Below are 19,948 nucleotides of genomic sequence, written 5' to 3' on the forward strand. Positions count from 1 at the left end.
CTGCATTATGGGCAATGATATAGCCTTCAATAAGTACCATTGCCCATTCGTAATAGCGTCTAAATTTCGCGTTTTTCTGCCCATTTCAGCATTAAGATCGCAGGCCAAAAAAACGAAGCCGTAATCAGACGCAGGTAGTTACCCGATCGCCTGAGACGAGTAAAGATCGCACATCTCCAGATACCTATCGGAAGAAAGCGCAATAACCGTGGTGGCGAAATGGATCGGCTTGCCTTCATGCAACACAATCTTAATACCGGCGGTGGCCGGGATGAAGTTAATGCTCTGTGAATGCCAGGTGTTTTCGGCGATATTTGTCCAGGCCGCGAATTTGCCATTACAGAAGCGAATACCTTCACGACTGATGGTGACTGCCGGCTTTGCCGCGCTTAAAAATGTGCGAGCCAGGCGCACAATAAATAACAGACTACCGCAACAAATAAGTCCCATAAAGACGGCACCGCCAGTTTTGGGCTCCTCGGGATCGGTGGCCATATTCACCGCCAGCGCAATAAAAACTCCCATCATACAAATCCAGAACACAATACCAACCAGCGTTTTAGATCTGGAATAATAGATATTGAACTCCACAGGCATGTTTTGCTGGCTGGTTTTTGATACGTACAGTTCCATTGATTCATCCTTGTATAAAAATGTCGTCAGGCGGGTAAACGCTGGGAAAGAAAGTTGAGCAGCAGCGGCTCATTGACGATAGTGGAGCGGTCGATTTTGCAGATCCGGCCCGTAGCGGTGCTAATCATCAGATAGCTCATTGAACTGCCAGCCCCCTCCTCGCGCTGGGTGCGAATACTGGCGATCTGCGCATACGGCACCGCCCGGTTTTTGTGTTCAAGCCGATCCGCCAGCGCGGTCACTTTGCCGAATTTAAGACGTCCATCGGCGGCGAGGCGCGCCCCCAGCGCAGAACCGTGTCGCCGGACAAGTTCAGCAGCCAGTCGGTCGTAAATTCCGTTGCCATCGTTCCAGAAATCAAGGTAGATGACGTACTTCTTGCCGCCACTGTGGCGCAAGATGAGTTTGTCGGATTGATGGAGCAGACGCATTGATTCAAGCGCATCGTAATGGATAACACGATGCCCGGCCTGCAACGCGGTTTCGGTTAACGTCATCCTGCGCGGCGTAAACAGAAACAGAACTGTGACGCTGAATTTCCAGATGATAAACAACAGGCCCACCAGTAGCGATATACCGGAAAGCCGATAATTCACGGTGGCTGTTGCTATGCTGAGAATAAAAAAACCGATCCCGATAGCAAACCATTTCAGCTCCGAAAGCGAAAGATGCCGGGTGTATTGACGACTTTCCATGATGGTATGGTATCCCTGATTTTACTGTCGGCGTATTACGTCAGGTTGAGTAAGGAAGCTATATCCGTTATGTTTTAGGTTATATACACTTCATCCTTCAGGCTGCCGGAGCAACTATTGTACGCTCCCGGAGATTAATGAGAGACATCCTGCCTCTCACCGAAGACCAACCACGAGCTTATACACCATTCGGTGTATATGCCTTTCTCGGAAATGAACGTCCAGGCGGCTACCGAACCCGAGCGTGATAATAAAGCGACTCGTTGTCATGAGCCAGTCCCTTAGCGACATTGTCCATTTTCGGATGTCGGCCTGAATTGCCAGTCACACGACCTTTTTCACTGACTCGTCCGTCGGAAACACCGTACGCTTTTGATAGCATGTTGGTTATCTATACCGGAAATGCGGGTCTGGTTTTTCTTCAGCAGACGATCGAACGGGCTGAGATCTTCAGGTATTTTGAGATTTTGGCCAGTGCATTAGCCAGAGCCTGCAACTGTTTTTCGTCCATAAAGCAACCAGCTTTTGATGTTGAATCGAACATATCAAAATCAGGTAATTACACAATCTTGATTACAGTCTCATTTTGAGTTCGGAAGCATCCGTTTCCCTCTTAATTTTGTTGGGATTTCTCTTTGTTGCGAGCATGGTCTGAACTAATTGCCTGGCACCTTGTCTTGTTTCGTCAATATTTGGAAAATCGAACACATTTCCAACTTTTACTTTCAAGACAGAACTTGGCTTCCTACCCTCACTGACATTACGATCTGATGAGGCTACTCTTCGCTGGATTACGTAGATTTTTTTCGTCAAACTGGCTTTTACCCCGAAACCAGCAGGAGCTTCTCTGTGGTCATCGAAAACAATGTAGAGTTTTTGAGCTGGGTTAGCTTCGAAAACGATTTTTCCAGAGCGACTGAGTGCAGGCTTAACATTGATACTTAACTTGTTGATAATGAAAGGCTGGCTGAGAGTTGTTTTCAAAGTATCACCCCTGTTGTAGTCCAGGAATGATGAGAATGTAACCTGTCACATTTTAGGCTACAGGTGAGCTACAAATTTATGGGTTTATGTGAGTTTATAAGGGTTTTACCCGGGGCCACATGAGCACTTGAAAGAATAAAAAAACGAGTAAAATCAATATGAATGAGTCATTTGATAAGGACTTCTCCAACCACACCCCCATGATGCAGCAGTATCTCAAGCTGAAAGCCCAGCATCCGGAGATCCTGCTCTTTTATCGTATGGGAGACTTTTACGAGCTGTTTTATGACGACGCAAAGCGTGCGTCGCAGTTGCTCGATATTTCGCTGACCAAACGCGGCGCATCGGCTGGCGAACCTATCCCTATGGCGGGTATCCCGCACCACGCCGTAGAAAACTACCTCGCGAAACTGGTCAATCAGGGCGAATCCGTCGCTATTTGCGAACAGATTGGCGATCCGGCCACCAGCAAAGGTCCCGTTGAACGTAAGGTCGTGCGTATCGTTACGCCAGGCACCATCAGCGATGAAGCCCTGTTACAGGAGCGTCAGGATAACCTGCTGGCGGCTATCTGGCAGGATGGTAAAGGCTACGGTTACGCCACGCTGGATATCAGCTCCGGGCGCTTTCGTCTGAGCGAACCCGCCGACCGTGAAACGATGGCCGCAGAGCTGCAGCGCACCAATCCCGCCGAACTGTTGTATGCCGAAGATTTTGCTGAAATGGCGTTAATAGAGGGACGCCGGGGTCTGCGCCGTCGCCCGTTGTGGGAGTTTGAGATTGATACCGCCCGCCAGCAGTTAAATCTGCAATTCGGTACGCGGGATCTGGTCGGTTTCGGCGTCGAAAATGCCTCGCGTGGATTATGTGCGGCAGGCTGCCTGTTACAGTACGTAAAAGATACCCAGCGCACCTCCCTGCCGCATATTCGTTCCATTACGATGGAACGCCAGCAGGACAGCATCATTATGGATGCCGCGACCCGCCGCAATCTGGAAATTACCCAAAACCTGGCCGGTGGTGTCGAAAATACCCTCGCCGCGGTGCTTGACTGTACCGTGACGCCAATGGGTAGCCGAATGCTTAAACGCTGGCTGCATATGCCGGTACGAAATACCGACATATTGCGTGAACGCCAGCAGACCATCGGCGCCTTGCAGGACACCGTCAGCGAACTGCAACCGGTGCTGCGTCAGGTCGGCGATTTGGAGCGTATCCTTGCGCGTCTGGCGCTGCGCACCGCGCGTCCGCGCGATCTCGCCCGAATGCGTCACGCCTTCCAGCAGTTGCCGGAATTGCACGCTCAGCTTGAAACCGTTGACAGCGCGCCGGTACAGGCGTTGCGTAAAAAAATGGGCGATTTCGCCGAACTGCGCGACCTCCTGGAACGCGCCATTATTGACGCACCGCCGGTACTGGTCCGCGACGGCGGCGTTATTGCGCCCGGCTACCATGAAGAGCTGGACGAATGGCGCGCGCTGGCGGATGGCGCCACCGATTATCTCGATCGTCTGGAAATTCGCGAACGCGAGCGTACCGGGCTGGATACGCTGAAAGTCGGCTATAACGCGGTACATGGTTATTACATTCAGATTAGCCGTGGTCAAAGCCATCTGGCGCCCATCAATTATGTGCGTCGCCAGACGCTGAAAAATGCCGAACGCTACATTATTCCTGAGCTAAAAGAGTACGAAGATAAAGTTCTGACCTCGAAAGGCAAAGCGCTGGCGCTGGAAAAACAGCTATATGACGAATTGTTTGATCTGCTGTTGCCGCATCTGGCCGATTTACAGCAGAGCGCCAACGCGCTGGCGGAGCTGGATGTGCTGGTTAACCTGGCCGAACGCGCCTGGACGCTGAATTACACCTGCCCGACATTTACCGATAAACCCGGTATCCGTATTACCGAAGGTCGCCACCCGGTGGTTGAACAGGTACTGAATGAGCCGTTTATCGCTAACCCGCTCAACCTGTCGCCGCAGCGCCGGATGTTGATCATTACCGGCCCCAATATGGGCGGTAAAAGTACCTATATGCGGCAAACGGCATTGATCGCCCTGCTGGCCTATATCGGCAGTTACGTTCCGGCGCAAAACGTGGAAATCGGCCCCATCGACCGTATTTTTACCCGCGTCGGCGCAGCGGACGACCTGGCTTCCGGGCGTTCGACCTTTATGGTGGAGATGACCGAAACCGCGAACATTCTGCATAATGCCACGGAAAACAGTCTGGTATTGATGGATGAAATCGGGCGCGGTACCTCCACGTATGACGGGCTGTCGTTGGCCTGGGCCTGCGCGGAGAATCTCGCGAATAAGATTAAAGCGTTAACGCTGTTCGCTACCCACTACTTCGAGCTGACCCAATTACCGGAGAAAATGGAAGGCGTGGCGAACGTCCACCTGGATGCGCTGGAACACGGCGATACTATCGCGTTTATGCACAGCGTGCAGGACGGCGCGGCAAGTAAGAGCTATGGCCTGGCGGTCGCGGCGCTTGCGGGCGTCCCTAAAGAAGTCATCAAACGCGCGCGCCAAAAACTCCGCGAGCTGGAGAGCATCTCGCCCAATGCGGCGGCAACGCAGGTGGACGGCACGCAAATGTCGTTGCTTGCCGCCCCGGAAGAGACATCGCCCGCCGTTGAAGCGCTGGAGAATCTCGATCCGGACTCCCTGACGCCACGCCAGGCGCTGGAGTGGATCTATCGGCTGAAAAGTCTGGTGTAAACGTGTCAGACCCGATAGCGCCGCGCTATCGGGTCTGCGCGCCGGAACAGGCTTTTCAGGCTGTGACTGTCGTTTCGTGTAAATGACGCCAGACTATCCGTCCTCTTTCCCTTTTTAAAATGACCGTCGACCAGCGTACCGTCTCGGCCTGGCCCGGCAGTTGCTGGCGCTCACGATAACGCAGCGCGGCGCCTTCCGGCCACTCCGCCACAAGGTCAATGTGCTCAACCACGATAACCAGCCCCGGGCGACACGCGCGCTGCGCCTGGAAAAAAGCGCCCAGCGCCGGATAATCCAGACAAACACCGCCTGGCGTTATCATCGTAAAATCAGCAGCGAAACGCGCTATCAACGCCTCCAGGCTCCCCATCCCCTTGCTAAGCCAGTTCTCAATCGCCGCATGGGCGTGAATAATTTCATCTTTATATGGATTCATGGTCTTTCCTTTTTCAGGCACAGAAGTGCTTGTCTATTGTTTAGACAGACAGCGTAAATAAGGGGCAGCAGGGTGATACCGGCGGCGGCAATAAAGGTCCAGCGATAAGCAACCTCAAGCGACATAACGCGCTGGAGCGCATTTAACAGCAGCGTCAACAGCGTCGCGCCAAGGAAAAAGCTGATCTGACGATTAAGATTCCATAGCGCGCTGGCGTCAGGCATGTCCCGGCGAGCAATAGTCAGGAAAGCGCCACTCTGCGCGGTACTGCTGCACAAACTGCCGCCAGCGCCCATTAAGGCGAATATCATCATCAGTACACGGTGCGATGTCGCAGGCGTAACGTTAGTTAAAAGCAGTATCCCTGCGGCCTGAAGAAGACAGCCGACGATAATCAGCGGACGCGGCCCAAGCCGATTGAAGTAACGTCCGGTAAGCATAATGGCGACAAATGAAGCGATCGACCAGGGGAGCATCAGCGCCCCCGCCGCCGCAGGCGATAGCTGCGCGACGTTCTGTAGATAAAACATCCCGACCACGCTGATACCAATGAACATACCCGGTACGCACAGATAGACGATCATGGCAAAACGCAGCAGCCTGTCCGTCAACAACGGCAGATGGAGCAATCTTGCTGACGCCATTGTCGTCGACGCGGCGTTCAGCCAACAATAAGCGAGCAATAAAGTGAGAACGGCCACCGGCAGCGTGGCAAAGAATATCCAGCGCCAGCCGCACGTTTCCACCAGCAGCCCACCAATCGCAGGCGAACATGCCGGCGCCAGTAGCGCCACCATCATGACAACCGATGACACGCCAGCGCGTTCATGCGGTTTAAACTGTTGCCAGGTTAACGCCTGACCAACCGGGATCAATAAGCCACCGCCCGCCCCCTGCACAATACGCCAGAAAACAAGGCTGTGTAAGGAATCGGCAAAACCTGCGGCAGCGGCGGCAACGCTAAACAAAATGAGCGAAAATATGATCAGCCGTCGTGCGCCGAGATAACGTGAAAGAAACGCGCTAAACGGAATGATTAGCGTTAATCCTGCGATATAACCGTTACTCACCCATGCCAGCGCCGATATGGACGTATGCAGCTCCACGGACATCGCAGGAAAAGCCACGCTGGCAATAAACAGATTAATCAGATCAAGAAAGAAGCCGAGCAGGTAAACCACTGCCACTTTACTGCGATACGTCATTATGCATCCTCCGTCAGAGGCGCTAATGTAGCCGTCCGGAGAAAGCCAGATAAGTCCGCGCTTCAACGATATACTGTCAAAATAATTTTGACAGTAAAGGAGCTCGCCATGCTCAATTTGCAGCGTATGTCGCTGTTTATCGCCGTGGTAGATAGCGGCAGCTTCACGGCGGCGGCGGCCGCATCGGGCCAAACAAAAGCAGTAGTGAGTTTTAATATTCGGCAGCTTGAAAAAGAGCTTGGCGTAACGTTACTGCTACGTTCCACCCGACGACTGACGCTCACAGACGCCGGCGTCCTCTTTTACCAAAAAGGCGTGAATTTACTCAACGCCGCGAAAAATTTGCAGGATGAAGTGCGTGCCAGCCATAGTGGGCTGGGCGGCGAGTTACGTATTACCACTACGTCCGAGTTTGGCGAACAGGTGGTCATTCCGGTACTGGCGCAGTTTAGTCAGCGCCATCCCGATCTCCGTATTCGGCATATGTCCTCATCACATCATGCCGATTTAATTGCCGAGCGCTTTGATGTGGCGATTCGGCTTGGCTCGCTGGCGGACTCCCGCTATCGCGCCGCGCTGATATCCCGCTTTACCATTCTGCCGGTCGCCGCGCCGCAGTGGCTCGCCCGCAACCCTGTTTCATCACTGGAGTCGTTGGCCCAGGCGGAATGGATTATTCATGAGCGATTACCTACGCCGCTACGGTGGACAGTAACGAATAATCATGGCCAACACTCACGCCTGGAGATAAGCAAAGCCGGCAAAATTTCTGTCGACAGCGCGCGCTCGCTGATGGCCTTCGCTCTCGCGGGAAGCGGCGTCGCATTACTGCCGCAATGGTTAGTCAACACCGCACTGGGGGATGGAACGTTAATTCACCTGTTACCCGACTATCATTTTCCCCGTCAGGGCATTTATGCCGTTTACCCGGACGCCCGCCATGTATCGACAAAAGTACGCGCATTTATTGATTTTTTACGTTCGCAATGGGATTGCGGGGAGCACGCCCCATCATTGTAGCCAGCCCGGGAGCATTGCGCTCCCGGACGGATAATACCGTCTTAATCCTTAACTACCAGCTTGTCTTTGATCCCCTGCGCCTGCCAACGCACCCACAGCATAATTGCTGCCAGAACGACGATCGGCAGTAACGGATCGAGCCAACTGCCGCCGGAACCGAACAGCAGGTTAATCAGCGCCACGCCGGTGCCGCCAATCGCCCAGGCAATGGTCGTCGGTACAGACCAAACCACCATCTGCTGTTTGACATCAGAGACGCCCATCATGCGGTTAACCACCCAGAACAGGCTGTCGTTGAAGTAGCCGAAGAACAGCGACCCCATCGTTGCGGCCTGAGCGGCAAGCAACATATTGATGCCGGGGATCTGCGCCAGGATCGGCGCGGAAATCGAGGCGGCAGTGATCATCGCCACCGTCCCCGATCCCTGAATCAGGCGTACCAACGTCGCCACGATAAACGGGATCAGGATCGGCGAGATCGGCAGGTTGGCAACCTGCTCCGCCAGCTGTTGCCCCGCGCCGCTGTCGCGCAGGATCGCGCCCAACGCGCCGCCAGCGCCCGTGACCAGTAAGATAATCCCGGCGCTTTGCAAGCCCTCTTCCAGACGCTCTGCGGTGGTATGTTTATCCATGCGCGGCACCAGCGTATACACCGCCAGCAGAACGCTGATGGCCAACGCGATCACTGGGCTTCCCACAAAGTTGATTGCCTGTACCACCGGATGCGTCGCCAGGCCGGACCATCCTTCTACAGTGGCGAGGGTGGAACAGATAGCCTTCAGGAAGATCAGCACGATCGGCACCACAATAGGCAGCAGAGAGAGCATCAGGCTCGGCAGATCCTTTTGCTCTTTCTCTTTATTGTACTGCTCCAGCGCGGCATTGACTTCATCGGCGTTCAGCGTGCGCGGCACGAAATCAGGGTAGCGTTTATCCAGCCACTGCGCATAGAACACAATGCCGATCACACAGGGCACCGCCAGCGCCATCCCGGTCAATAACATTGCGCCGATGTCGACGTTAAAAATCCCGGCTACCCCCAGCGGACCGGGCGTCGGAGGTACCGTATGGTGAGTGACCACCAGCCCGCCCGCCAGCGCGACGCCCAGCGTCAGTAGCGAACGTTTACCGCTTTTCGCCAGCGCTTTCGCCACCGGATAAAGAATGACAAAAGCGGAATCGACGAAAATGGGGATGCTGACAATATAACCCGTGATCGCCAGCGCCCACTCTTCACGGCGTTTCCCCAGCCATTTGATAAAGCTCCAGGCGATACGCTCCGCCGCGCCGGAAACCTCCAGCAAGCGCCCCATCATTACGCCGAGACCAATCACCAGGCCAATGCTGCCCAGCGTCGTACCGAATCCGCTGGTGATGACAGAGAGCGTTTTATCAATGCCCATTCCCCCCAACAGACCGGCGATACAGGCCGCCGCCAGCATCGCGATCAGCGCATGAACACGGGTGCGTAACACCAGCCATACCAGCACGAAAACGGCAACGATCAGGCCGATAATTGGGGTCGGTAAACTTGTCATGACCTCCCCTCCATATCATCTTGTCGAAAGCGTTCGATAATGTCATCGAAGCGTTTATCGGCGACAAAACCTAACGCCAGCGCACGCTGGTTATCGATACGTCCCGGCCAGGAGGCGACAATTTTCTCGACGCCTTCGTCGCGCTGATGCGTAACCCGATCGCGCGCCGCCTGACCGCCCGCCTGACGCAACGTTTCCAGCATCTCGCCCACGGTTACGCTGATCCCCGGTAAGTTGATGCTGCTCGCCTCGCCAGGCGCGGGTAACGTTGCGGCCAGCGACAGGTTATGGATCACCGTCGCCGGGCTGGAAATCCACAGCCGCAAACTTTCCGATACCGGGCAGACGGTCGTCTCGCCCTGCAACGGTTCACGAATAATCGCGCTGACAAAAGAAGAAGCGGCGCGGTTTGGTTTACCCGGGCGAACACAGATCGTCGGCAAACGCAGCGCCAGCCCATTCACATAGCCTTTGCGGGTATAGTCGTTGACCAACAGTTCACAGGCGGCCTTCTGCGCGCCATAAGACGAGCGCGGCGTGAGCGCGGTGGTATCGGTGACGCATTCCGGCAGCGTACCGCCATAAACGGCAAGCGAGCTGGAGAAGACAAAACGAATTTTCTGCGGTTGCCGACGACACGCCTCAAGTAACTGGCGGGTAAGATCCAGGTTAACTTTCCATCCCAGATCGAAATCGTCTTCCGCATGGCTGCTGACAATCGCAGCGAGATGATAAACAACAGAAGTATTAGCGGTAATCACATTCTCCAGCACGCCCGGCTGGGTTAAGTCAGCTTCCAGGCAGCGTAAACGAGGGGAATCTGATAACCGTGCAGGCATTTTTAAATCAACAAGAAGCAGTTCGTTAAACGCCAGCGATGAGTTTAATAAGGCGCTTGCGAGTTTCTGGCCTAAAAAGCCGCCCCCGCCGGTAATGATAATCTGCATCCGGATGTCCTCTTTATTGTTGTGTAGGGTAGTTCAGGGTTAGCGCCAGGCGTTAAACCAGCCAAGCCCGTCCTGAGTGGTATTCCGTGGTTGGTATTCGCAGCCTATCCAGCCGCGATAATCTACGTCATCGAACAGCCGGAACAGCCACGGGTAGTTGATCTCGCCATCATCCGGTTCATGTCTGTCCGGTAGCGAGGCGATTTGTACATGGGCATAGCGGCCCGCGTACTCGCGAATCAGGTGACTCAAATTGCCATCCACTTTTTGCGCGTGGAAAGTGTCGAGCTGGATGAATACATTCGGGCGGTCAACCTCTTCTGCGATGCCCAGCGCCTGATATTGGCTGGAAAAGAGGTAGCCGGGTTTAACGCCGGGACTCAGCGCTTCGATCAAAATACGTTTATCGTGGGCGGCAAACCGGTCGGCGGCATAACGCAAATTATCGATAAACGTGGCGCGATAACGTGCGCCATCAGCGCCATCCGGCACTACACCCGCCATGATGTGAACCTGCTCACATTCCAGCGCCAGAGCGTATTCCAGAGCCAGATCAATATCGGCGCGCGCGTCGTGTTCGCGCCCCGGTAGCGCGGCACGTCCCCACTCGCCCGCCGCGGTATCACCCGCCGAAGTATTAAACAGCGCCAGCGTCAGATCATGACGCGATAGCTGGGCTTTAATCTCGCTGGCGGCAAAGCCGTAGGGGAACAGAAACTCAACGGCCTGAAAACCGGCTTCGGCAGCAGCGGCAAAACGCTCGATAAACGGCGCTTCGGTAAACATCATCGACAAATTGGCGGCAAAACGCGGCATCGGGTTATCTCCTTAACTGCGCAATTTCTTCGGTGGTTAAATAACGAATCGGGCGTTCGCCAAGGATAAAAATCAGCTTTGCCGTCTCTTCCAGCTCCTCGGTATTATTAGCGGCTTCCTGCAAATTCTCCCCGCACACGACCGGCCCATGATTAGCCAGTAAAAAGGCCTGATGCCGGGCCGCCAGCGCAGCCAAATCGCGAGCAATTCGTTCATCCCCCGGGCGATAGTAGGGAACCAGCGGAATGTCGCCCATCCGCATCACCACATAGGGGGTAAACGGGCGAATCACATTTTGCGGGTCCAGCCCTTCGAGACAGGAAAGCGCCGTTGACCAGGTGCTGTGCAGATGTACCACGGCCTTGCAGCAAGGGTTATTGCGATACAACGCCAGATGAAAACGCACCTCTTTAGACGGTTTATCGCCGCTGAGCCATTCGCCCTGCGGGTCCACTTTGGATAGCCGCTGCGGGTCGAGATTACCCAGACACGAACCGGTGGGCGTCGCCAGAATATTGCCGTCCGGCAGTAACAGCGAGAGGTTGCCTGCCGAGCCGGTGGCATAGCCGCGCTGGAAAAACGAGGCGGCTATCCTGACCATCTCTTCTCGCAAAGCGTGCTCTTCTTTTGCCAGTATCGTCATACCTGAAACTCCCTTTGAGCGCGGATGAAAAAGGATTCATCGCCAAAATTACCTGACTTTAGCGCCAGCGAGACTGGCGCATGGAGCGCGTTGACCCACGGCACGCCGGGTGAAATGCACGGTCCGATGTGAAAACCGGTAATACCGAGGCTTTGCGTCACCACGCCCGAGGTTTCGCCGCCCGCCACGATAAACCGGGTGATACCGCCTTCCGCTAAGCGAGCGGCCAGCAGGGAAAAGAGCGCCTCTACCGCATGGCTGGCTTCGGTAGCGCCATATTGCTGCTGGATGGCGGCCAGCGCCTGCGTGGAGGCGGTGGCGCTAATCATTGGCGCCAGTTCGCTGTCCTGACTGAGCACCCACTGCGCCAGCGCTTCAGCGTAGGCCTCGCGCGTCTCGGATGACAGGCAGCGCGCCACATCAACGTCGCGTGTGGGAGCATGTTGTCGATAGAAGGCCACCTGCTGATTCGTCATTTGCGAACAGGAACCGGAAAGCACCACCGCGCGACCGCTCAGCGGATAGCCTGCGGAACGGGCCTGAGAAACGCCGTGCTTCGCCCACTGACGCGCCAGCCCCATTGCCATCCCGGAACCGCCGGTCACCAGCAGGGCATCACGCAAAACCTCGCCCTGGATTTCCAGGTGCCGCTCATTGAGCGCGTCAAGTACCGCGTAGCGATATCCTTCCTGCTGTAAACGCGACAGCGCCGCACGGGTCGCGGCAACGCCTTCATCAAGCGTCTGAGCCGGAATAACGCCGCAGCGCCCTTGCGCCTGCTCTTCCATCAGACGCGGCAGGTAGCTGTCGGTCATCGGATTGATAGGGTGGTGGCGCATACCGGACTCCGCCAGCAAGTGGTTCATGACAAACAGATAGCCCTGATAAACCGTGCGTCCGTTAACCGGCAGCGCGGGAGAAATCACGGTAAATGAGGTATCCAGCGCCACCATCAGCGCATCGGTGACCGGGCCGATATTGCCTTCGGCGGTACTATCGAAAGTCGAGCAATATTTGAAATAGACTTGCTGGCAGCCCTGTTTTTTCAGCCATACCAGCGCCGCCAGCGATTGTTTTATCGCCTCTTGCGCCGGGCATGAGCGGGTTTTCAGGCTGATAACCACCGCGTCGCACCCTTCCGGTTGCGTCCCGGTTGGGACATCATTGATCTGCACTGTCGGCATCCCGTTTTCGACCAGAAAACTGGCGATGTCAGTCGCGCCGGTAAAATCGTCGGCAATGACGCCAATTTTTAACATGACGGCTCCTCAGGCGTGACGCCAGGCAGAGTAATCCCTGAGAAAATTTTGATCACAGCGCTGTCATCCTCTTTGCCATAACCGGCGTTACTGGCGCTGGTGAACATATTTAACGCCGTAGAGGCCAGCGGTAAGGGGAAGCGCAGCGCTTTCGCCGTGTCGGCAACCAGCCCCAAATCTTTGACAAAAATGTCGACGGCCGAACGCGGGGCATAGTCGCCGTCAACGACATGCTGCATACGGTTTTCGAACATCCAGGAGTTGCCGGCGGCATGGGTCACAACGTCATACATCACGTCCAGAGAAATACCGGCCCGCGCGGCCAGCGCCATCGCTTCGGCCGCCGCCGCAATATGCACGCCAGCCAGCAGTTGATGAATGATTTTGACGGTTGAACCTGCGCCCGGCGTATCGCTGATGCGATAAACGTTGCTGGCAACGGCGTCCAGCACAGGCTTCAGGCGGGTAAACGCCGCCTCGCTCCCGGAGGCCATCACCGTCATTTCGCCCTGCGCCGCTTTTACCGCGCCGCCGGAAACCGGCGCATCCAGCATGTTAAGATTCAATGCCGTCAACGCCGCGGCGATCTCTTGGGCGTCGGCGCTTGAGATCGTGGACGAAACCATCACCGCGCTTCCGGGTTTCATCAGATGGGCGACGCCATCCTCACCGAATAACACCTGTCTGACCTGGGCGGCATTGACGACCAGAAGGACTAATGCATCCACGACGCCGGCGAACTCCCTGGCGCTGGCGGCAGCCCCACAAGCCCCTTCAGCAAGAAGATTCGCGCACGCTTGCGGGTTAAGATCGGCCCCCCATGTGGAAAGCCCGGCGCGCAGGCATGAACGCGCAGCGCCCATTCCCATTGAGCCAAGCCCCACAATGCCGACATGAAAATCAGTTCCTGTTGTCATTATCACTCCATGTTAATTTACGTGATATTATGTTTTGTTATGTGAATATAGGCGTTTTTGTAAACAATTGCGGTGAGTTGTTTCACAAAAAATAACAAAATGTGTTATTTTTTGTGAAGGCAATCCTCATAGAACTTCACACGCTGTGACGAGAAATCGCGTAAAATCGCGACAGGACTAAAGAAAGGAGCAGACGTTGATACCTACTGAGCGTCGACAAATCATTCTTGATATGGTGGCGGAGAAAGGCATCGTCAGTATCGCTGAACTGACCGAGCGCATGCATGTATCCCACATGACTATCCGCCGTGATTTACAAAAACTGGAGCAGCAAGGCGCGGTAATCCAGGTCTCTGGCGGCGTGCAATCATCGACTCGCGTGGCGCACGAACCCTCGCATCAGATCAAAACCGAACTGGCGACGCCGCAGAAAGCGGCGATTGGCAAACTGGCCGCCAGCCTGGTACAGCCAGAAAGCTGTATCTACCTTGATGCAGGTACTACCACGCTGGCGATCGCCAGGCAGCTGGTTACGATGAATAAACTTACGGTGGTGACCAATGATTTCGTTATCGCCGATTACCTGATGGACAATAGCGATTGCACAATTATTCACACTGGCGGGGCGGTATGCCGGGAAAACCGGTCGTGCGTCGGTGAAGCCGCGGCGACGCTTTTGCGTGGGTTGATGATTGACCAGGCCTTTATTTCCGCCTCTTCCTGGAGCGTGCGCGGTATTTCAACGCCGGCAGAAGATAAAGTCACGGTGAAACGGGCCGTCGCCAGCGCCAGCCGCCAAAAAATTCTGGTGTGCGACGCGACCAAATACGGCCAGGTCGCTACATGGCTGGCGTTACCGCTGGCGGAATTCAACCAAATCGTCACCGATGACGGCCTGCCGGAAAGCGCAATTCGGGCGCTGGCCAAAGTGGATATCTCACTGCTGATGGCCAAAAAATAGCGAAGCGGCGCAAGCCGCTTACGTCATCATCTTGCGTACCAGTTGCGTAAACTGTTTGCGTTCTTCAGCGCTCAGTCGCCCCAAAAACTCATCGTCAACGCGATCCCCCAGTGGTATCGCGGCGGCGAGCAACGTTTGGCCCTGAACGGTGAGATAGACAAAACGCCGACGTTTATCCAGCGGATCGTTTTCTCGCTTTACCAGCCCACGATTTTCCATCCGGCTTAACATCTCCGCCAGCGTCGCTTTAGTGCTGACCGCCGCTTCGGTCAGATCGACCTGTTCAATACCCGGATGTTCAGCAATAACGCGCATCACCGCATATTGAGGTTTGGTGAGCTCCGGTAGTTCATGCTGCCAGCGTGCGGTATGTTGCTGAAAAAGTTGGCGTAACAGATGAAACGCGGTGTTTCGTAACTCCATGAGCGCTCCGGATAAATTAACTTTTTCTATCATAACGACTTATGCACGGTTTTTTAATGACGAATGCTTTAGCTAAACGTGCGCAGGCGTCGGGAGCGATCTTGTCGCAAAGGCCGTGTGGGCGTATTTTGATCAAAATGTTCGTATACGAACGATATTTGAGGTAAGAAATGAGATTGATTGTGGGGATGACCGGTGCGACCGGCGCGCCGCTTGGCGTCGAGCTACTCCAGGCATTGCGGGCGATACCTGATGTTGAGACGCATCTGGTGATGTCGAAGTGGGCGAAAACCACTATTGAACTGGAGACGCCCTACACGCCCGCTGAGGTAGCCGCCCTGGCAGATTATTGTCATAGCCCGGCCGATCAGGCGGCGACCATTTCCTCCGGCTCATTTCGTACCGACGGCATGATTATTATCCCCTGCAGTATGAAAACACTGGCGGGGGTTCGCGCCGGCTATGCCGAGGGGCTGGTGGGACGCGCTGCCGATGTCGTGTTGAAAGAGGGTCGCAAGCTGGTGCTTGTGCCGCGGGAAATGCCGCTCAGCACGATTCATCTGGAAAACATGCTTGCGCTTTCTCGTATGGGGGTGGCGATAGTGCCGCCCATGCCCGCGTTCTATAACCTGCCGCAAACCGTTGACGATATTATCCAGCACATCGTGGCGCGCGTTCTCGACCAGTTTGGTCTGGAGCATACGCGCGCGCGCCGCTGGCAAGGACTGCGACAGGCAGCAAATTTTTCACAGGAAAATGGATAATGGCATTTGATGATTTGCGCAGTTTTTTACATGCGCTGGATCAGCAGGGACAACTGCTGAAAATCAGCGAGGAAGTGAATGCGGAGCCGGATCTCGCTGCCGCTGCCAACGCAACGGGACGAATCGGCGATGGCGCGCCCGCGCTGTGGTTTGACAATATTCGTGGTTTTACCGACGCCCGCGTGGCGATGAATACCATCGGTTCCTGGCAGAACCATGCCATCTCACTGGGTTTGCCGCCTAACACGCCGGTTAAAAAACAGATCGATGAATTTATTCGCCGCTGGGACAATTTTCCGGTAGCGCCGGAACGACGGGCGAATCCGGGCTGGGCGGAAAATACCGTCGACGGCGACGCAATCAACCTGTTTGATATCCTGCCGCTGTTTCGTCTGAACGACGGCGACGGCGGATTCTATCTGGATAAAGCCTGTGTGGTATCACGCGATCCGCTCGATCCCGATAACTTCGGCAAGCAGAATGTCGGCATCTACCGCATGGAAGTTAAAGGCAAGCGTAAGCTGGGTCTGCAACCAGTGCCGATGCATGATATCGCATTGCATCTGCACAAAGCTGAAGAGCGTGGGGAAGATCTGCCGATTGCGATCACGCTGGGTAACGATCCGATCATTACCCTGATGGGCGCAACGCCGCTGAAATACGATCAGTCGGAGTATGAAATGGCAGGCGCGCTGCGTGAAAGCCCCTATCCTATCGCCACCGCGCCGCTGACCGGTTTTGATGTGCCGTGGGGATCTGAAGTCATTCTTGAAGGGGTCATCGAAAGCCGTAAACGTGAAATTGAAGGACCGTTCGGCGAATTTACCGGCCACTATTCCGGCGGTCGCAACATGACCGTGGTGCGTATCGATAAGGTCTCTTACCGCAGCAAACCCATTTTTGAATCGCTCTATTTGGGTATGCCGTGGACGGAAATCGACTACCTGATGGGGCCGGCGACCTGCGTGCCACTGTATCAACAGCTGAAAGCCGAATTTCCGGAAGTGCAGGCGGTAAACGCCATGTACACCCACGGCCTGCTGGCCATCATCTCAACCAAAAAACGCTACGGCGGCTTTGCCCGCGCGGTGGGCCTGCGAGCGATGACGACGCCGCATGGTCTGGGATATGTGAAGATGGTGATCATGGTCGATGAAGATGTCGATCCATTCAATCTGCCACAGGTGATGTGGGCGTTGTCGTCGAAAGTGAATCCGGCAGGCGATCTGGTACAGCTACCGAATATGTCCGTCCTGGAACTGGATCCGGGCTCAAGCCCGGCGGGGATTACCGACAAGCTGATCATTGACGCCACCACGCCGGTTGCGCCAGATAACCGTGGTCACTATAGCCAGCCGGTTGTTGATTTACCGGAAACTAAAGCCTGGGCTGAAAAGCTGACCGCCATGCTGGCCAACCGTAAATAAGGAGCAACCGATGATTTGTCCACGCTGTGCCGATGCACATATTGAACTCATGGCGACTTCGCCGGTAAAAGGAGTCTGGACGGTATATCAGTGTCAGCATTGTCTGTATACCTGGCGCGATACCGAACCGTTACGCCGTACCAGCCGCGAACACTATCCACAAGCGTTTCGCATGACGCAAAAAGATATTGATGACGCGCCAATAGTGCCGAGTATCCCGCCGCTGCTGGCAGAAGACAAACGGTAAAAAAAAAGGCCAGTCTGTCGACTGGCCTTTTTTTGACAAGGGTACTTACTCGCGGAACAGCGCTTCGATATTCAGCCCCTGCGTCTGCAGAATTTCGCGCAGACGGCGCAGGCCTTCAACCTGAATCTGACGAACACGTTCACGCGTAAGACCAATTTCACGGCCTACATCTTCCAGTGTCGCAGCTTCATATCCCAGCAGACCGAAACGGCGCGCCAGCACTTCACGCTGTTTGGCGTTCAGTTCGAACAACCATTTGACGATGCTCTGTTTCATATCGTCATCTTGCGTGGTGTCTTCCGGACCGTTCTCTTTTTCATCGGCCAGGATGTCCAGCAACGCTTTTTCGGAATCACCGCCCAGCGGGGTGTCTACCGAGGTAATGCGCTCGTTGAGACGAAGCATACGGCTGACGTCATCAACCGGTTTATCCAGTTGCTCTGCAATTTCTTCCGCACTCGGTTCGTGGTCCAGTTTATGCGACAACTCACGTGCGGTGCGCAGGTATACGTTCAGCTCTTTAACAATGTGAATCGGCAAGCGAATCGTACGGGTTTGGTTCATAATCGCCCGTTCGATTGTCTGGCGAATCCACCAGGTTGCGTATGTTGAGAAGCGGAACCCGCGTTCCGGGTCAAACTTCTCGACTGCACGGATAAGCCCCAGGTTGCCCTCTTCAATCAGGTCCAGCAACGCCAGTCCACGATTGCCATAACGGCGGGCAATTTTTACCACCAGACGCAGGTTACTCTCAATCATGCGACGGCGAGAAGCGACATCTCCACGCAGTGCGCGACGCGCAAAATAGACTTCTTCTTCGGCTGTTAACAGTGGTGAATACCCAATCTCACCAAGGTAAAGCTGAGTCGCGTCCAACACACGCTGTGTGGCCCCTTGCGATAACAGCTCTTCTTCAGCCAGGTCGTTATCACTGGGTTCCTCTTCACTCAAGGCTTTTTCGTCAAAAGCCTCTACTCCGTTCTCATCAAATTCCGCGTCTTCATTTAAATCATGAACTTTCAGCGTATTCTGACTCATAAGGTGGCTCCTACCCGTGATCCCTTGACGGAACTAGCAAGTCAAAGCCTGGTTCCGCCGCTTTATCGCTGCGGTAAATAACGCAGCGGGTTTACGGATTTCCCCTTGTAACGAATTTCAAAATGCAAGCGTGTAGAGCTGGTGCCGGTGCTACCCATAGTAGCGATTTTTTGCCCCGCCTTAACTTCCTGTTGTTCCCGGACCAGCATCGTATCATTATGGGCGTAGGCACTCAGGTAATCATCGTTATGTTTGATGATAATAAGATTACCGTAACCACGCAGTGCGTTACCGGCATATACGACGCGCCCATCAGCGGTTGCGACGATAGCCTGTCCCTTACTGCCTGCAATGTCGATCCCTTTATTGCCCCCTTCGGAAGCGCCAAAGTTTTCGATCACTTTGCCATCCGTCGGCCAGCGCCATGCGGAAATCGGCGCGCTGGTTGACGTACTGCTTGCATTTGGTTCGGTCGTGCTTACCGTTGGTGCCGTTACAGGCGCTGTGACAACCGTCCCAGCAGGCTTGTTGTTTGGCAACATTTTGTTAGCACTTTGTTCACCTGAGCCCTCAGAATACGTAATTGTTGGTTGAGACGCAACTGCAACGGTGGAATTTTGTGCAGACCTGGTCACAACTCCTTGCTGTGCTGCATCCGCCTGGGTGATCGCATTTCCGCCAGTAATTGGCGTGCCGGATGCGTTACCAACTTGCAAAGTTTGCCCTACATTCAGGCTATACGGGGCAGAAATACTGTTTCTCTGGGCCAGATCGCGGAAATCGTTCCCGGTAATCCAGGCGATGTAAAAAAGCGTATCACCCTTTTTCACGGTGTAAGTACTGCCACCCGTATAGCTACCTTTCGGAATATTCCCATACTGGCGATTGTATACAATTCGCCCATTTTCCATCTGCACGGGTTGTTCCGTGACCGGTTGAGTTTGCATGGGCTGCGTTACAGGACGCTGAACGGGTTGAATTTGCGGCGCTTGTTGCGGCGTTTGTTGCGTCGTCGCGCCCATTTTTGGCGGCGGTGTGATCAACATCCCGGAATTGGTATTTGATGACGAACCACTGTCCACAGACGTGACCGGCGCCGGAGGGTTTGACGAACTGGTACAACCTGCCAGCCATAGTGAAACCAGTGATAGTGCCGCAATGCGACTAACGGTGAATTTTGGGCTTCCCGCGCTCATTTATCCCCCAGGAAAAAATTTGGTTAACAACCAGTGACGTAAGAACCGTGCAACGCATTAAGTGAACACGGGA

Annotated in this window: 20 protein-coding genes and 2 pseudogenes; 7 read left to right on the forward strand and 15 right to left on the reverse strand. The window is 54.7% G+C overall.

Translation table 11 applies throughout. The annotated features are described in order from the left end of the window. Positions 1–138: 138 nt before the first annotated feature. From ACLJPQ_RS16190 to ACLJPQ_RS16205, 4 genes and pseudogenes are all read right to left on the reverse strand, one after another. The gene (locus ACLJPQ_RS16190; protein ID WP_080184759.1) at positions 139–633 is read right to left on the reverse strand and encodes a hypothetical protein; all 495 of its coding nucleotides are present in this window, start codon (positions 631–633) and stop codon (positions 139–141) included. Between the two features lie 26 nt (positions 634–659). After that, on the reverse strand, positions 660–1,328 hold the full coding sequence (locus tag ACLJPQ_RS16195) for a hypothetical protein (protein ID WP_000445914.1): 669 nt from the start codon (positions 1,326–1,328) through the stop codon (positions 660–662). A gap of 156 nt (positions 1,329–1,484) precedes the next feature. Further along, positions 1,485–1,703 (reverse strand): annotated as a pseudogene (locus ACLJPQ_RS16200) (hypothetical protein); the annotation flags it as partial. 210 nt (positions 1,704–1,913) lie between these two features. After that, positions 1,914–2,312 (reverse strand): annotated as a pseudogene (locus tag ACLJPQ_RS16205) (cytoplasmic protein); the annotation flags it as partial. A 158-nt stretch (positions 2,313–2,470) separates the two neighbouring features. Here ACLJPQ_RS16205 and mutS point away from each other — a divergent pair. Beyond that, positions 2,471–5,038, forward strand: a complete 2,568-nt coding sequence (mutS, locus tag ACLJPQ_RS16210) for a DNA mismatch repair protein MutS (RefSeq protein WP_001005807.1) — start codon at positions 2,471–2,473, stop codon at positions 5,036–5,038. 55 nt (positions 5,039–5,093) lie between these two features. On the opposite strand, the gene ACLJPQ_RS16215 is transcribed toward mutS, so the two are convergent. Both ACLJPQ_RS16215 and ACLJPQ_RS16220 read right to left on the reverse strand, forming a co-directional pair. Then, complete coding sequence (locus tag ACLJPQ_RS16215) at positions 5,094–5,474, reverse strand: DUF4440 domain-containing protein (RefSeq protein WP_001070458.1); 381 nt, start codon at positions 5,472–5,474, stop codon at positions 5,094–5,096. Further along, the gene (locus tag ACLJPQ_RS16220; RefSeq protein ID WP_080184760.1) at positions 5,471–6,679 is read right to left on the reverse strand and encodes an MFS transporter; all 1,209 of its coding nucleotides are present in this window, start codon (positions 6,677–6,679) and stop codon (positions 5,471–5,473) included. Before ACLJPQ_RS16220 ends, ACLJPQ_RS16215 begins: the two co-directional genes overlap by 4 nt. An 87-nt stretch (positions 6,680–6,766) precedes the next feature. Between ACLJPQ_RS16220 and ACLJPQ_RS16225 the strand changes: the two genes are divergently transcribed. Beyond that, complete coding sequence (locus ACLJPQ_RS16225) at positions 6,767–7,699, forward strand: LysR family transcriptional regulator (protein WP_000216313.1); 933 nt, start codon at positions 6,767–6,769, stop codon at positions 7,697–7,699. A 41-nt stretch (positions 7,700–7,740) separates the two neighbouring features. Here ACLJPQ_RS16225 and ACLJPQ_RS16230 read toward each other — a convergent pair whose 3' ends face one another. The 6 genes from ACLJPQ_RS16230 to ltnD are packed head-to-tail and all read right to left on the reverse strand — an operon-like array spanning position 7,741 to position 13,819. Next, a complete protein-coding gene (locus tag ACLJPQ_RS16230) occupies positions 7,741–9,237 on the reverse strand; it encodes a GntP family permease (RefSeq protein WP_023181890.1) in 1,497 nt (498 codons plus the stop codon). Then, positions 9,234–10,184 carry a D-erythronate dehydrogenase gene (gene denD / locus ACLJPQ_RS16235; RefSeq protein ID WP_058821380.1) on the reverse strand — a complete coding sequence of 317 codons (951 nt, stop codon included), beginning with the start codon at positions 10,182–10,184 and terminating at the stop codon, positions 9,234–9,236. The genes ACLJPQ_RS16230 and denD overlap by 4 nt, the downstream gene beginning before the upstream one ends. A 39-nt stretch (positions 10,185–10,223) precedes the next feature. Continuing rightward, a complete protein-coding gene (locus ACLJPQ_RS16240; RefSeq protein ID WP_076933159.1) occupies positions 10,224–11,000 on the reverse strand; it encodes an HPr family phosphocarrier protein in 777 nt (258 codons plus the stop codon). Between the two features lie 4 nt (positions 11,001–11,004). Next, positions 11,005–11,643, reverse strand: a complete 639-nt coding sequence (locus ACLJPQ_RS16245; RefSeq protein WP_080184761.1) for an aldolase — start codon at positions 11,641–11,643, stop codon at positions 11,005–11,007. After that, positions 11,640–12,902: a 3-oxo-tetronate kinase gene (otnK, locus tag ACLJPQ_RS16250; protein ID WP_020437805.1), complete on the reverse strand. Its 1,263-nt coding sequence runs from the start codon at positions 12,900–12,902 to the stop codon at positions 11,640–11,642. The genes ACLJPQ_RS16245 and otnK overlap by 4 nt, the downstream gene beginning before the upstream one ends. Further along, positions 12,896–13,819 carry an L-threonate dehydrogenase gene (gene ltnD / locus ACLJPQ_RS16255; RefSeq protein WP_080184762.1) on the reverse strand — a complete coding sequence of 308 codons (924 nt, stop codon included), beginning with the start codon at positions 13,817–13,819 and terminating at the stop codon, positions 12,896–12,898. The genes otnK and ltnD overlap by 7 nt, the downstream gene beginning before the upstream one ends. A 196-nt stretch (positions 13,820–14,015) precedes the next feature. Between ltnD and ygbI the strand changes: the two genes are divergently transcribed. After that, a complete protein-coding gene (gene ygbI, locus ACLJPQ_RS16260) occupies positions 14,016–14,780 on the forward strand; it encodes a DNA-binding transcriptional repressor YgbI (protein WP_000613178.1) in 765 nt (254 codons plus the stop codon). Between the two features lie 18 nt (positions 14,781–14,798). Here the strand turns inward: ygbI and ACLJPQ_RS16265 are convergent, their stop codons facing one another. Beyond that, positions 14,799–15,203, reverse strand: coding sequence for a MarR family winged helix-turn-helix transcriptional regulator (locus tag ACLJPQ_RS16265; RefSeq protein WP_076933162.1), 405 nt, complete (start codon positions 15,201–15,203; stop codon positions 14,799–14,801). Between the two features lie 170 nt (positions 15,204–15,373). On the opposite strand from ACLJPQ_RS16265, the gene ACLJPQ_RS16270 reads away from it, so the two are divergent. Genes ACLJPQ_RS16270 through ACLJPQ_RS16280 form a run of 3 tightly spaced genes read left to right on the forward strand, consistent with a single transcriptional unit; the run spans position 15,374 to position 17,641 of the window. Beyond that, positions 15,374–15,967 (forward strand): non-oxidative hydroxyarylic acid decarboxylases subunit B, encoded by a 594-nt coding sequence (locus ACLJPQ_RS16270; protein WP_001237180.1) that lies wholly within the window; start codon positions 15,374–15,376, stop codon positions 15,965–15,967. After that, positions 15,967–17,394 carry a non-oxidative hydroxyarylic acid decarboxylases subunit C gene (locus tag ACLJPQ_RS16275; protein WP_000863168.1) on the forward strand — a complete coding sequence of 476 codons (1,428 nt, stop codon included), beginning with the start codon at positions 15,967–15,969 and terminating at the stop codon, positions 17,392–17,394. Before ACLJPQ_RS16270 ends, ACLJPQ_RS16275 begins: the two co-directional genes overlap by 1 nt. 10 nt (positions 17,395–17,404) lie before the next feature. Further along, on the forward strand, positions 17,405–17,641 hold the full coding sequence (locus tag ACLJPQ_RS16280) for a non-oxidative hydroxyarylic acid decarboxylases subunit D (protein ID WP_080184763.1): 237 nt from the start codon (positions 17,405–17,407) through the stop codon (positions 17,639–17,641). 45 nt (positions 17,642–17,686) lie between these two features. Here ACLJPQ_RS16280 and rpoS read toward each other — a convergent pair whose 3' ends face one another. Beyond that, entirely contained in the window at positions 17,687–18,679 is a 993-nt protein-coding gene (gene rpoS / locus ACLJPQ_RS16285; RefSeq protein WP_000081498.1) for an RNA polymerase sigma factor RpoS, read from the reverse strand. Positions 18,680–18,741: 62 nt separating this feature from the next. Further along, complete coding sequence (gene nlpD, locus ACLJPQ_RS16290; protein ID WP_223149274.1) at positions 18,742–19,824, reverse strand: murein hydrolase activator NlpD; 1,083 nt, start codon at positions 19,822–19,824, stop codon at positions 18,742–18,744. On the opposite strand from nlpD, the gene ACLJPQ_RS16295 reads away from it, so the two are divergent. Next, positions 19,754–19,912: a peptidase gene (locus ACLJPQ_RS16295; RefSeq protein WP_223148970.1), complete on the forward strand. Its 159-nt coding sequence runs from the start codon at positions 19,754–19,756 to the stop codon at positions 19,910–19,912. The genes nlpD and ACLJPQ_RS16295 overlap by 71 nt on opposite strands. Positions 19,913–19,948 lie beyond the last annotated feature (36 nt).

Origin of the sequence: Salmonella sp. SAL04213 (genome assembly GCF_046550535.1) — a bacterium.
GTDB classification, from domain to species: Bacteria; Pseudomonadota; Gammaproteobacteria; order Enterobacterales; family Enterobacteriaceae; genus Salmonella; species Salmonella enterica.